Below are 13,374 nucleotides of genomic sequence, written 5' to 3'. Positions count from 1 at the left end.
CCCTCCCCCTCCCCTCTTCCCCCTTCCCCCCCCCCCCCCCCCCCCCCCCCGCCTCCCCCCCCCCCCCCCCCCCCCCCCCCCCCCCCCCGCCCCCCCCCCCCCCCCCCCCCGCAGCCATGAGGAATCAGTTCCAGGGCGGACACGCACTACGCGGCGAACGCGTTCACGTCCGTCAGCTCCGCCGACAGCTCCCACAGGCGTGCCGCCTGCTCGGGGTCGGTCGCCCAGTCCTTGACACCGCGCATCTCGCCGTCGGCTGGAGCGGGGTCGGCGACGTCACAGTCCTCAAGGTAGAGGCCACCCAGGTCGGCCAGCTGAGGAGACGTCGCCGCCCACACCTGCGTGGCCGCGCCCCGCTGCGGGGTCTTGAAGAAGTCGGGGTCGCGCAGGTTGCCATCCTCGTCGAACCAGCCGAACTCCACCCTCTCCGCCTCGGGAACGTGCCGCAGGAGCGGCGTGATGATGACGCCGGGATGCACGGCGAAGGCGCGGACGCCGGAGTCCTTGCCGAGCCTGTCCAGGTGCACGGCGAAGAGCGCGTTCGCGGTCTTCGCCTGCCCGTACGCCTGCCACTTGTCGTAACCCCGCTCCCACTGGACGTCGTCCCAGCGGATGCCGGACATGTGATGGCCGCCGGAGGAAATGGAGACGACCCGTGCGCCGCCGGTTTCAAGGGCCGACCACAGACGGTTGACGAGGGCGAAGTGGCCGAGATGGTTGATCGCGAACTGGGCCTCCCAACCGGGCCCGACCCGCGTTTCGGGGCATGCCATGATCCCGGCGCTGTCGACGACGAAGTCGACACTCCTGCTTGAGGCGAGGAATCGCTCGGCAAAGCCGCGCACGCTTTCCAGGTCGCCGAGGTCCAGCTCGTCCACCTCGACTCCGGGAACCCCGTCCAGCGCCTCTTGCGCATCGGCCGGCCTGCGCGCGGGGACGACGACACGGGCACCGGCGCGGCTGAGCGCACGGGTGGTCTCCAGGCCGATGCCCGAATAGCCGCCGGTGACGATCGCGAGCTTCCCGCTCAGGTCGATGCCCTGGAGGACGTCGTCGGCGGTACTCGTGGCGTCGTAGCCCGAACCGATCTTGTGCTGTGTGGTGGTCATCTCTGAAACGCTCCAAACTTGAGCAGCGGAAAAATCTTGGTTTCGATGCCTGTCACCCACAACTGACAGTGCAAGGGCAGGCGTTCAGGCTCGTCGCTTGTTGAGAAGCGGTCCGCGGCGACCAAGGCCCCACGCGAGGAGTGCGACGCAGCCGAGGCCGGCGCCGGTCAGGGAGACGGCTGTCCAGCCGCCGCCCGACCACAGGACGGAGGCGGCGGCGGAGCCTGCCGCACCGCCGAGGAAGTTGCAGGTGACGAAGGCCGTGTTGAGCCGGCTGCGGGCCCCCGGCGCGAGCGCGAACAGCCGTGTCTGGTTGAGGATGTTCACGCCCTGTACGGCGATGTCGAGCAGCAGGACGGCCACGATGATCCCCGCTGCGGAACGGCCGGCGAAGGCCGCGACGACGAAGGAGACCACGATCGCGGCCCATCCCCATCCGGTCGCCGGCATCGACAGGCCCCGGTCGTGGAGCCGGCCCGCGCGCTGGGCGGCAAGCGCCCCGGCCAGGCCCACAAGGCCGAACAGGCCGATGACGGAGACCGAGTAGGAGAACGGCTCCGCGCTCAGCAGGAACGTCAGGGCGGTCCAGAACATGGTGAAGACGCCGAAGGCGGTGGCGCCGAGGAACAGGGTCCAGCGCACTGCCCGCTCCTGCCGGATGACGTGCCAGACCGAGAGCAGCAATTGCGGGTAGGAGAGGCGGGCCTTCGGGGCGAGCGGCGGGATCGTACGGTGAAGAAGCAACGCGAAGGCGGCGGAGACCGCTGCGGCGACGAAGTAGATGGCGCGCCATCCGGCGGCATCCGCGAGGAGTCCGCTGATGGTGCGGGAGGTGAGGATGCCGATGAGCAGCCCGGAGACCACCGTCCCCACCACCCGCCCGCGGTTGGTGTCGCCGGCGAGGTCACCGGCGAGTGGGGTGAGCAGTTGTCCGCTGACCGTGGTCAGGCCCAGGAGGGTGACCGCGACCAGGAGCGAGCCGATGGACGGGGCGAGCGCGCAGGCGATGAGGGCGAGGGCCGCGCAGAGCATCATCCCGGGGATGAACCGGCGCCGGTCGAGGACATCGCCGAGTGGCACCAGCAGCAGTGCTCCGGCCGCGTAGCCGAGCTGTGTGGCTGTCACGAGCCAGCCCGCGAGGGTGGTGGAGGCGTGCAGGTCGCGGCCGATGAAATCGAGCAGCGGTCGGACAGCGCGCCCAGGAGCGGGGAGGCGATCGCGGCGGCGAAGGCGCCGACGGACAGCACCGTGCTCAACGTGGAGACCCGTTGGCCCGCGCCGACCACGTCACGCACGCGCAGCGCCATGCTGACAGTGGGCGGGGACATCACCGCGACATAGGCGCCGTAGTAGGCGGCGACCAGCGCGACGGGAAGCAGTACGCCGGCCCGCATCGTGGCTGCCGGAGAACTGACGGCGCTACTCGCCGGAGGTACGGCTCTGGTCATCCGTGACTCGCTTCCTTCGACCCGGGACCGGACAGGGCGGACGTTCGCCATGGCCCCCGAGGCGACGCGGCCCGTCTGCGTATCCCTCTGCGCAGTTCTGCGTTCGACAACAAATTTGCTGTTGCCGAGGAGAAAGTAAAGAGAAGTTTTCCCTCCCCGGTACGAGTTATCCAGGGGACGGATCCCTCCCCCTCACGCAGCGATGTGCATTTCCTGCCGCGTAGATATCGTCAGTCACGCCGGACAGATATGTGAATTCCGACGTATGCCGCGCCCGCCAAGTTCACGAAGAATTCGATTTCAGGAGGCGGCAATGGCCCAGGAGCTGGGCGAACGGGCGGCAGACCCGCAGGGGGCGGCGGGACACCGGCACGGGGTGCGGATGTCCATCGGCGCGCTGCTGCTCGGCATGCTCATCTCGGCACTCGACCAGACGATCGTCTCCACCGCGCTGCCGACGATCGTCAGCGACCTCGGCGGGATGAGCCATCTGTCCTGGGTCGTCACCGCCTACCTGCTCGCCTCGACCGCGGCGACCCCGCTGTGGGGCAAACTCGGCGACCAGTACGGGCGCAAGAGGCTCTTCCAGGCCGCGATCGTGATCTTCCTGGTCGGATCGGCGCTGTGCGGACTGGCGCAGGACATGTCCCAGCTGATCGCCTTCCGCGCCGTTCAGGGCCTCGGCGGCGGTGGCCTGATGGTCCTGTCGATGGCGATCGTGGGCGACATCGTGCCGCCCCGGGACCGGGGCCGCTACCAGGGACTGTTCGGTGCCGTCTTCGGCGCGACCAGCGTCCTGGGGCCGTTGCTCGGCGGGCTGTTCGTGGACCAGCTCAGCTGGCGCTGGGTCTTCTACGTCAACCTGCCCGTCGGTGCCGTCGCCCTGCTCGTGATCGCCGCCGCGCTCCGCATCCCCGTCCGGGCCGAGAAGCACCGGATCGACTACCTCGGCACGCTCCTGATCGCGGCCGTCGCCACCTGTCTGATCCTGGTGACCTCGCTCGGCGGCAGGACCTGGGGATGGACGTCGGCCCCGCTGACCGGGACCGCGGTCCTGGGCGCCGTACTGCTCGTGTGGTTCCTGTTCGTCGAGCGCAAGGCCGCCGAACCGGTGCTTCCGCTGAAGCTGTTCCGGATCCGCACGTTCACGCTCTCCTCCGCGATCAGCTTCGTGATCGGCTTCGCGATGTTCGGCGCGATGACCTATCTGCCGACGTTCCTGCAGGTCGTGCGTGGAGTGTCGCCCACCATGTCAGGTGTGCACATGCTGCCGATGGTGCTCGGACTGCTGCTGACGTCCACGGTGTCGGGCCAGATCGTCTCGCGTACCGGGCGCTGGAAGGTGTTCCCGGTACTCGGCACCGCCGTCACCGCCGTGGGGCTGCTGTTGCTGCACCGGCTCAGGGAGTCGTCCGGCGACATCGAGATGAGCCTGTGCTTCTTCGTCTTCGGCCTCGGGCTCGGCCTGGTCATGCAGGTGCTCGTACTGATCGTGCAGAACGCGGTGTCGTACGAGGACCTGGGCGTCGCCACCTCGGGAGTCACCTTCTTCCGCTCGATCGGCTCCGCCTTCGGTGTCGCCGTCTTCGGCACGGTCTTCACCGGCCGGCTCGACGACAAGCTGCGCGGCGCCTTCACCGGTTCGGCGCCGCCGGAGACGGCCGCCGCGCTCGAAGCCGACCCGCGTGCCATCGCCCGACTCCCGCCCGAGCTGCGCCCGCCCGCACTGCACGCGTACGCCACCTCGATCACCGACGTCTTCCTCTACGCGGCCCCGATCGTTCTGCTCGCCTTCGCGCTGTCCTGGCTGCTCAAGGAGGACAGGCTGCGCGGTTCGGTCACCGCGCCCGACCTGGCGCAGACCCTCAGCGCCCACCCCGTGCACCGCTTCTCCCGCGAGGAGGTGCAGCGGGCCCTGTCCGTGCTCGGATCACGGGAGGGACGGCGCGGGATCTACGAGAAGATCACCGCCAAGGCCGGCTACGACCTGCTGCCCGCCTCCAGTTGGCTGCTGCTGCGAGCACTGCGCCCGGAACGGTCGCTGTCGCCGACGCGGCTCGCCGAATACAGCCATGTGCCGCTGCCGGTGATCCAGGCTGCCCTGCAGCAGATCGAGCAGCAGCACCTGGCCACACGCGAGGGCATGGACCTGCTCCTCACCGACGCCGGGCACGAGGCCGCGGCGAAGCTGTCGGCCGCGCGCGAGGACGCCTTCGCCGAACTGCTCGGCGACTGGTGGGGGCCCGACCGGCCGACGGACCTGGTCGAACTGGTCGAGGACCTGACATCGCAGTTACCGGGCTCGAACAGGGGGCGGGCCGGCTGATCGCGCTGGCGGTGGACCGCATGCGCGCCGTGTGGAGCGGCGAACGGGCCCTGCTTGCCCGCCAGTGGCCTGCTGGTCGAAGAGGTCTTTGAGGGCTTCGAGGGCTTCCTCGCACTTCCGATATGGGCAGATGGGCCATCGGTCAGGGCCCGATCTGAGGAGGAGGGCCTGCGCCGAACTGGCGCGGGTGTCGCGGGTGTTGCTCTCCGCCGCCTCCGGACTGCGCATTCTGGCGGCGCGCCGCCACGCGCTGGGCATCACGGCTGAGCATGTCTTCACCGCGCCCTCCATGAGCCGGGCGCCGTATCACCTGGAGTTCGATCGTCAGGCGACAGGAGGACCGCCTGCTCCACTCCCTGGCCGCAGAAACTGCAACGGGATCAGCAGGCACCATTCCGCCCCGCTCACGGATCGGCCGTTGCGTGGTCTACCAGGCGTATGCCTCGGGGGCCTCTCCACCGGGGCCGGGCCAGATCTCATCAAGCCTGCGCAGGGTGTCGTCCGACAGATGCACGTCGAGAGCCCGCCGGCTGGCCGCGAGCTGCTCGGGCGTGCGGGGGCCTGCCATCACGGCCGTGAGGACGGGGTTGTGCAGCAGCCAGGCCAGCGCGACGTCGGCGGGCTGTGCGCCGATCTCGGCGCACAGGGCCTCGTACTCCTCCAGCTGGGGCCGGTACCGCTCGATGGTCTGCTGCATCTGGGCAGAAGCGCGGCGGCCGTTCTCGATCTTCTGCAGGACTCCACCGAGGAGGCCGCCGCCCAGCGGGCTCCATGGGATGAGCCCGATCCCGTAGTGGCGCAGGGCGGGAATCACCTCCAGCTCGACGGTCCGTGCGGTGAGGTTGTAGACGCTCTGCTCGGACACCAGGCCCATGAAGTGGCGATTGACTGCCGCGTTCTGGGCGGTGGCGATCTGCCACCCGGCGAAATTGCTGCTGCCGACGTAGGTGATCTTGCCCTCGCGGACCAGCTGCTCCATGGCCTGCCAGATCTCCTCCCACGGCGTCGACCGGTCGATGTGGTGCATCTGGTACAGGTCGATGTGGTCGGTCTGCAGGCGCAGAAGGCTGGCCTCGACCGCCCGGCGGATCTTGTACGCGGACAGATACTTGTCGTTCGGGCCCGGGCCCATGGGCTGGTACAGCTTGGTGGCCAGCACGACCCGGTCTCGGCGTCCGCCGCCCTGGGCGAGCCAGTGCCCGATGATCTCTTCCGACAGGCCGTAGCCCTGCTTCATGTCGGGTGACTGCGGGCCGCCGTACACGTCGGCGGTGTCGAACAGGTTGATGCCCGCGTCCATCGCCGCATCCATGATCTTGAAACTGGTGGCCTCGTCCGTGGCGTCGCCGAAGTTCATGGTGCCCAGTGCCAGGCGGCTGACCTTCAGGCCGCTGCGGCCGAGGTGTGCGTAGTGCATGTGGTGTCCTTTCCTTGGCGGCGCGGGACGGCTACGTGACCGTTCCGCACACGGCCGGAGTGTCCGGAGGCGGCCGTCGTGTCGTCGACGGGCCACCCGGGGCGACGGTGTGCTCCGCCGTGCTGGTGTGGGGGTGTGGCGGCCGTGCACGCCTCAGATGCGACGCGCGGGGTCTGCGGTCGAGCGGCTGCCGACCCGGCGCACGGCCCTACGCAGATCAGGAGACAGTGGCGTCGTCGATGTCTGAGCGGTAGCGGACGTCGCAGGCCGACTTGCGTTGCAAGCCTCGCTGCCCTGGTAGGAGGAGATCACCTCGATGTCGGCGCCGACGAGTACTCAGCACAGAAGTCGAGCATCTCGCGGTCTGGCGCTCGCTTTCGGCAGGTGCCAATTTCTCCGGTGCCATGGTTCGGCTACTCCATTGCGCTCGGTTGCCTACGGGTCACACGAAAGACAGTCGGGGATTCCCGAATCCCGCATCAGGTTCCGGCTTGAGAAGACCTGCGGACAGCCGCGTTCCCGCCTGAGCGTCACCTATCCAGGTACAAATCCTTACCCCCTTGGCGCGGGCATTCGGGGCAATGCTGCAAGGGCGTGACCACAGCGCACATGGCAACACCGTCGGTTGGGATCCCAGAACGTCGTCGTCCGCGAGATGTACGACGCCAACACCCCGACGGCTGACCCAGTCCACCGACACCGAGGAGGCACCCGCCACATGCCACCTGAGCCGGGCGCCACCATGAACGTCCTGTCGAACGAAAAGAAGGAGTGGATGACCATGAAGTTCCGCACCCGACGTACCCACAAGGTCACGTTGGCACTGCTGGTGTCCTGGGCGCTTGCCGCTTCCGGGACGGCGGCGAGTGCGGCAGAGCACCAAGGACACCCATGGGTCGGTGGCTGGGAAGCGGGCATGACGGCCGGCGGGCCGGGTTTCTCCGAGCGGACAGTGCGGATGGTGGTGCACACCACCGTCGCGGGACAGAAGGTGCGGCTGCGGCTGAGTAACGAGTACGGCAGCGCGCCGCTGGTGATCGGCGCCGTCAACGTCGCCGTACGCACCTCGGGCGGGAGTGTCGCCGCCCGCACCCGGCACAAGGTCACCTTTCACGGCGCTACCGGAGCAGTGGTCCCGGCAGGAGGTGAACTCCGCAGTGACGCCGTCGACTTCACCACCGCCGCCGATGAGGATCTGTTGGTGAGCGTCTATCTGCCGAAGAGGACCGGGCCCGCCACCTTCCACTCCGTGGCCCGGGACACCAGCTACGTCTCCACGACGGGCGACCACACCGCGGACACCGGCACCCAGGACTACCCCCGCACGACCAGCTCCTGGTATTTCCTGGACGGCCTGGAGGTTCTCAACCCCCGCGCTCGCGGCACGCTGGTCGCCTTCGGCGACTCCATCACCGACGGATTCGCCTCTTCGCCCGGCACCGACACCCGCTGGCCGGACGACCTTGCCCGCCGCCTCACTTCGCAGCCGGGTGGCAGCCGCGTGGGCGTTGTGAACGCGGGTATCAGCGGCAACCGGCTCTTGACCGACGCACCGGCCGCCGAGCCCGAACTCGGCGTCAGCGGATCGGACCGCTTCGCCCACGACGCCCTCGGCGCGCCCCGGGTCCGCAGCGTGATCCTGCTCGAAGGCATCAACGACATCGGCAACAACGCGGGCCCCAACGGCAAGCCACTCACCGCCCGGGACCTGATCGACGGCTACCGCGCCCTCATCGCCAAGGCGCACGCCGCCCACGTCCGCATCTACGGCGGCACCCTCCTGCCCTACAAGGACGCCGCCTACACCAACACCAAGGGAGGCCCCTACTACACCGCCTCCGGCGACGCGATCCGCCAGAAGGTCAACCACTGGATCCTCACCAGTCACGCCTTCGACGGCACCATCGACTTCGCCAAGACCGTCGCCGACCCGTCCGACCCACTGAAGCTCCGCGCCGCCTACGACAGCGGAGACCACCTGCACCCGAACTCCTTGGGCGACCAGGCAATGGCGAACGCCATCGACCTCGCGCAGTTGCACTGACCCGCACGGTCCGATGCACAGAGCGGCACGGCGTTGCAGGGGAACGAGATTCGCGGCGCCATGGCTGAAGACGCCGACCAGCAGCCCGACTCAAAGAAGAGACAGTCTCTGGACAAGGCGGGTGCGCGCACGGATGAGCCTGGGCACACGCCGACTTCCGGCCCCGTCGCCTTCGACACCCCTCTCGGAGATCGAAGCCGGTCCGCGTGCCACGGTCGAACTCCCGCCCTGCTACTGCGGGCTGTGGCCGACACGGTCACTGCCGTCGACGCGGCTCGCCGAGTTCAGCGAGGTGCCGCTGCCGGTGGTCCAGGGCGCCTTGGACGAGATCGGACAGCGCCGTCCGGCCGTCCGCGAGGGCATGAATCCGCCCCTCACCGATGCGGGGCTTGAGGCCGGCAAGGCTGTGGGCCGCCGCCAGGACTCCTTCGCCGAACCGCCCGGCGACTGGCGGGGCCCCGACCGGCCGATGGACCTTGTCGAACTGGTCGAACTGGTCGACGAGTTGCCGTTGCAAGTCGTCGGGCTCCGACGGCGACACTCGCACCGCTCTCGGCGCCCCGGGGCCGCGCCCGTCACACATGGCCCCAGGGCATGCCCCGTTTCCGGGTGTGGGTAGGCGCAGCGCCCCACCCCTCGCCCAGGCCCTCCACAGCGGGGGCCTGGCCTCCGCGTCGGGCGGCCTCCACGATCCGCCAATCCTGCGGCTGTCGGCGAGTCACCTGGACCCGGAGAACTCAAGCTGCCGCATCCTGCGCGGGCTGGTCAGGTTCCGCGGTCCATGACGCCAGGAACAGCAGCCCGTCGTGGGAGGGGGTACCGGGATCGGCGGTCGCGACCACCAGCTTCTGCGTGGGGTCGGCGGTGCAGGTCAGGCTGTCCCAGTCGAGGGTGAGGTCGCCGACGATCGGGTGGCGCAGCCGCTTGGTGCCCATCCGCCTGCCGGGCATCTGGCGCCCTGCCCACCACTGCCGGAAGTCGGCGTCGGCGACGGACAATTCGCCGACGAGGGCGGTCAATCCGGGGTCGCCGGGATGCCGGGCGGCCTCCGTGCGCAGATGGGCGACACAGGTGCGGGCGTTCGTCCTCCAGTCGAGGCAGAGCTCTCGGAAGGCGGGGTCGGTGAACATCAGCCGCGCGAAGTTGCGCTTCCTGGCGGACACGTTGTCGAAGTCGGTGAGCAGAGCGGCCGCCAGAGGATTCCAGGCGAGGATGTCGAGACGCCGTCCGAGGACAAGCGCCGGGGTCGCGGTCAGCTCGTCCAGGATGCGTCTGAGCTGCGGGTGCACCTTCTGCACCGGCCGACGGCGCGATTCACACTCACCCCCCGCAGCCAGCTCGAAGAGGTGGTCGCGCTGGGCGTCGTCGAGGTGCAGGACATCGGCGAGCGCGGCGAGCACAGTCCGCGGCACCGGGGCACGCCCCTGTTCCAGCCGGGCGTAGGCGTGGGTGCTGATCCCCACGAGGCGAGCGACCTCCTCCCGACGCAGCCCCGGCACGCGCCGGGGCGTACCGGACTCGGGCAGACCGACGGTCCGCGGGCTGAGCTGGGCCCGGCACACCTTGAGGAATTCTCCCAGTTCAGGAAATCGCACTTTGGTGTACATGGAAGTGAGTGTCACATCGTTCAGCCGAAATGTAAGGGGGAAGTTTTTCTCCCGGGTCTGCCATCCGTCCCTCGCGAAGCGGCGGGACCGAGGCGATGGGCGTATCAGCCGGGCTGACCGGACGTGAGCCCGTCGGGCCGACCGGTGGTCTGCGAGGCGAGGGCGCGCAGACCGTCGTACGACGGCGTGCCCGGCTCCGCCGTCCAGACAACGAGTTCCTGATCGGGATCGCCGCCGCAGACGAGGGTGTCCCAGTCCAGGACTAGTTCACCCACGAGGGGATGGCAGAACCTCTTGACGCCCGCCTTGCTCGACGGCGCTCGACGACCACCCCACCACTGACCGAATTCCCTGTCCTCCACGGAGAGTTCACCGACCAAGCTGATCAACTGCGGATCCTCAGGGTATTTGGCGGCCTCCCCGCGCAGATGGGACACGCAGTCACGGGCGACGGCCCGCCAGTCCGCGTAGAGCGTCCGCATGGAGGGATCGGTGAAGAGGATGCGGACGCAGTTCCGCCTGCCCTCCGGCACCTTCGCGAAATCGGTGAACAGGGCGACTGCGAGCGGATTCCACGCCAGGATGTCCATACGGCGGCCGATCACCACGCCAGGACTCGAGGTGAGATCGTCGAGCAGGCGGCGCAACTGCGGATGCGCCTTCTGCGCGGCCGGACGGCGGTGTCGTGCCCGTTGTCGGCCCCCCAGCTCGAACAAGTGGTCACGCTGGTGATCCGACAGGCGCAGCACCTGGGCGAGCGCGGCCAGCACTGACGCGGACGGCTTGATGCGGCCCTGCTCCAGCCGTGTGTAGTAGTCGGTGCTGATGGCGGCCAGCAGAGCGACCTCCTCCCTGCGCAGACCGGGCACACGTCGGCCACCGGTGTCGGGAAGACCGACGGCGCGCGGAGTCAGCTCGGCCCTCCGCGCCTTGAGGATTTCTCCCAGCTCATTCAGATGCGCGTCGCCGGCCATGACGCCAGTGTGGCATCGCTCGACCGCCGGGAGGGGGGTAAGGATTTCTCCCCTGGATAAGGGGATCCCCGGATGAAATTCTCCCCTTGCAGGTTCCTGGGAAAGTGACAGGGTCGGTGACGTGGCCGCCGGAAAGAATGTTTTCCCGAATGTCACCGATATCCAGTATTCCCGTGGAAGGCGGAGGAAGCGAGGCCAGACAGTGCGGACGGATGTCCCCTTCCTCGGCAACGCGCTGGCCCTCACCGGTGGCCCCACAGACCTGGCGCCCGTGCCGGAACGCCTCGAAAGCCGCGTGTGCCACCCCTCCTCCCGCCCTCGCCTCGGTCCTCGGTCAGCAATCCGCCCAGCCCCGGTCGACGGCCGGGCAGCGTGTCCCCCCACCCGAAACCACGCCAGGAGCACCACCTCATGTCCGAACGGAAGAAGTTCGCGCCGCCTGCCATTCAGGAGTTCGCCGCCAAGCTCGCGGAGGTGACCGACACCGTCCTGTTCGGTGACATCTGGGAGCGGCCGGGTCTGTCCCCGCGCGACCGCAGCCTCGTCACCGTCACCGCTCTCGCCGCCCTGTACCGATCCGACCAGCTCGGCTTCCACCTCGGCAAGGCGCTGGAGAACGGCGTGACCAAGGACGAACTGATCGAGACCATCACCCATCTCGCCTTCTACGCCGGATGGCCCAACGCCATGACCGCGATGACCCAGCTCAAGGAGATCGTGGAGAAGTCCGACCGGTCGGACTGATGCTCCTCCGCCCGCACATACCCCACAACACGGGCTCTCTCCCCCACACACCGCCGTTGCGCGGTCCGGTGGCAGCACCACACCAGAGGAACGACACACCATGGAACTGCTGAAGCGGCCTCCCACCATGAAGCTCCCGGCCGAGTGGTTCACCGGCGACGCCTACGCCGACGTGATTTACCGCGGTGAGGACCCCTCGCGGATGCGGGCCAACCTGGTCCGATTCACTCCCGGAGCGCGTACCGCCTGGCACTCCCACGCTCTTGGCCAGACCCTCCACATCGTCGAAGGCATCGCCCTGGTGCAGTCCCGTGGCGGTGACATTCTCGAGGCCCATCCCGGCGACGTCATCCACACGCCCCCGGGTGAGGAGCACTGGCACGGTGCCGCGCCCGACCAGTTCATGGTCCATCTCGCCCTGTGGGAAACGGACGACACCACGTGGCTCGAACACGTCCCGGACGACGACTACAACGGCCCGCGCGTCAGCACCCGTACCCACCCCTGACGCCACGACAGACCGATAGGAACTGGGAAGCCATCATGCGAGCAACCATCATTCACGCGCCCGGGGACATCCGGGTGGAGGACGCCCCGGAGCCGAAGATCGTGGCGCCCACGGACGCGGTCATCCGCACTGTCGCCACCTGTGTGTGCGGCTCCGACCTGTGGAGCTACCGCGGCATCAACCCGGTCACCACGCCGCAGCCGATCGGCCACGAGTACGTCGGCATCGTCGAGGAGGTCGGCAGCGACGTATCGACCGTCAAGCCCGGTCAGTTCGTCATCGGCTCCTTCATCGCCTCCGACAACACCTGCCCGAACTGCCAGGCCGGCTACCAGACCAACTGCATGCACCGGGACTTCCCCAACGGCTGCCAGGCCGAGTACGTCCGCGTCCCTCTCGCCGACGGCACTCTGGTCGCCACCCCGGAGCAGCCGGCCGAGGAGCTGATCCCCGGCCTGCTGACACTGTCCGACGTCATGGGCACCGGCTGGTACGCCGCCAAGGCGGCCGAGGTCAGGCCTGGTTCGACGGCCGTGGTCGTCGGTGACGGCGCGGTGGGCCTGTGTGGTGTCATCGCCGCCAAGGAACTGGGCGCCGAGCGCATCATCGCCATGAGCCGGCACGAGTCCCGGCAGAAGCTGGCACTGGAGTTCGGCGCGACCGACATCGTCGCCGAACGCGGCGAGGAAGGCGTCGCCCGCGTCAAGGAACTGACGAACGGCATCGGCGCCGAGTCCGTCCTCGAATGCGTCGGTACCCAGCAGTCCATGCACCAGGCCCTGCAGTCCACCCGCCCCGGCGGCAACGTCGGCTTCGTCGGCATGCCGCACGATGTGCAGATCGACGGCCAGGAGCTCTTCTTCTCCCACGTCGGTCTGCGCGGTGGCCCCGCTCCCGTGCGCGCCTACCTTCCCGATCTGATCGACCGCGTCGTCGGCGGTCGCATCAACCCGGGCAAGGTCTTCGACCTCACCCTGCCCCTGGACGAGGTCGCAGAAGGTTACAAGGCCATGGACGAGCGCCGCGCCATCAAGGCATTGCTGCGCCCGTGACCTGCAGCTCAGGCTGTGGTGGGGGGGGGGGGGGGGGGGGCCCCCCCCCCCCCCCCCCCAAAAGAAGGCGGGGGGGCCCAACCCCCACAAACCGCCAAAAAAAAAGGACAGGAAACCCTAACAAGAAAGAGACCACCCTTCTCCC

The 13,374-nt window shown here is 68.8% G+C and carries 12 protein-coding genes; 5 read left to right on the top strand and 7 right to left on the bottom strand.

Annotated features, from left to right (window positions below):
• Window positions 1-146: 146 nt before the first annotated feature.
• From ACZ48Z_RS40210 to ACZ48Z_RS40200, 3 genes are all read right to left on the bottom strand, one after another.
• Complete coding sequence (locus ACZ48Z_RS40210) at window positions 147-1,109, bottom strand: SDR family NAD(P)-dependent oxidoreductase (RefSeq protein WP_468740877.1); 963 nt, start codon at window positions 1,107-1,109, stop codon at window positions 147-149.
• Window positions 1,110-1,193: 84 nt separating this feature from the next.
• Window positions 1,194-2,267 (bottom strand): MFS transporter, encoded by a 1,074-nt coding sequence (locus tag ACZ48Z_RS40205; RefSeq protein ID WP_468740910.1) that lies wholly within the window; start codon window positions 2,265-2,267, stop codon window positions 1,194-1,196.
• Window positions 2,231-2,557, bottom strand: coding sequence for a hypothetical protein (locus ACZ48Z_RS40200; protein WP_468740876.1), 327 nt, complete (start codon window positions 2,555-2,557; stop codon window positions 2,231-2,233). The genes ACZ48Z_RS40205 and ACZ48Z_RS40200 overlap by 37 nt, the downstream gene beginning before the upstream one ends.
• 313 nt (window positions 2,558-2,870) lie before the next feature.
• Here ACZ48Z_RS40200 and ACZ48Z_RS40195 point away from each other — a divergent pair, with 313 nt between their 5' ends.
• Window positions 2,871-4,883, top strand: coding sequence for an MDR family MFS transporter (locus ACZ48Z_RS40195; RefSeq protein WP_468740875.1), 2,013 nt, complete (start codon window positions 2,871-2,873; stop codon window positions 4,881-4,883).
• 427 nt (window positions 4,884-5,310) lie between these two features.
• Here ACZ48Z_RS40195 and ACZ48Z_RS40190 read toward each other — a convergent pair whose 3' ends face one another.
• On the bottom strand, window positions 5,311-6,300 hold the full coding sequence (locus ACZ48Z_RS40190) for an aldo/keto reductase (RefSeq protein WP_468740874.1): 990 nt from the start codon (window positions 6,298-6,300) through the stop codon (window positions 5,311-5,313).
• Between the two features lie 718 nt (window positions 6,301-7,018).
• Between ACZ48Z_RS40190 and ACZ48Z_RS40185 the strand changes: the two genes are divergently transcribed.
• On the top strand, window positions 7,019-8,344 hold the full coding sequence (locus ACZ48Z_RS40185) for an SGNH/GDSL hydrolase family protein (protein ID WP_468740873.1): 1,326 nt from the start codon (window positions 7,019-7,021) through the stop codon (window positions 8,342-8,344).
• A gap of 256 nt (window positions 8,345-8,600) precedes the next feature.
• Here the strand turns inward: ACZ48Z_RS40185 and ACZ48Z_RS40180 are convergent, their stop codons facing one another.
• The 3 genes from ACZ48Z_RS40180 to ACZ48Z_RS40170 all read right to left on the bottom strand — a co-directional run bounded on the left by ACZ48Z_RS40180 (window position 8,601) and on the right by ACZ48Z_RS40170 (window position 10,925).
• Window positions 8,601-8,861 (bottom strand): hypothetical protein, encoded by a 261-nt coding sequence (locus ACZ48Z_RS40180; RefSeq protein ID WP_468740872.1) that lies wholly within the window; start codon window positions 8,859-8,861, stop codon window positions 8,601-8,603.
• Between the two features lie 220 nt (window positions 8,862-9,081).
• Window positions 9,082-9,951 (bottom strand): helix-turn-helix transcriptional regulator, encoded by an 870-nt coding sequence (locus ACZ48Z_RS40175; RefSeq protein WP_468740871.1) that lies wholly within the window; start codon window positions 9,949-9,951, stop codon window positions 9,082-9,084.
• A 104-nt stretch (window positions 9,952-10,055) separates the two neighbouring features.
• Entirely contained in the window at window positions 10,056-10,925 is an 870-nt protein-coding gene (locus tag ACZ48Z_RS40170) for a helix-turn-helix domain-containing protein (protein WP_468740870.1), read from the bottom strand.
• 411 nt (window positions 10,926-11,336) lie between these two features.
• On the opposite strand from ACZ48Z_RS40170, the gene ACZ48Z_RS40165 reads away from it, so the two are divergent.
• The 3 genes from ACZ48Z_RS40165 (at window position 11,337) to ACZ48Z_RS40155 (ending at window position 13,229) form a co-directional block, all read left to right on the top strand.
• Window positions 11,337-11,669, top strand: a complete 333-nt coding sequence (locus ACZ48Z_RS40165) for a carboxymuconolactone decarboxylase family protein (protein ID WP_468740869.1) — start codon at window positions 11,337-11,339, stop codon at window positions 11,667-11,669.
• 100 nt (window positions 11,670-11,769) lie between these two features.
• The gene (locus ACZ48Z_RS40160) at window positions 11,770-12,177 is read left to right on the top strand and encodes a (R)-mandelonitrile lyase (RefSeq protein ID WP_468740868.1); all 408 of its coding nucleotides are present in this window, start codon (window positions 11,770-11,772) and stop codon (window positions 12,175-12,177) included.
• 35 nt (window positions 12,178-12,212) lie between these two features.
• Complete coding sequence (locus ACZ48Z_RS40155) at window positions 12,213-13,229, top strand: zinc-dependent alcohol dehydrogenase family protein (RefSeq protein ID WP_468740867.1); 1,017 nt, start codon at window positions 12,213-12,215, stop codon at window positions 13,227-13,229.
• Window positions 13,230-13,374: the final 145 nt, after the last annotated feature.

This window comes from Streptomyces sp. NPDC031225, assembly GCF_055570355.1.
Note: the sequence above shows the minus strand (reverse complement) of the source record. Positions and strands in the feature narration are given on the sequence as shown.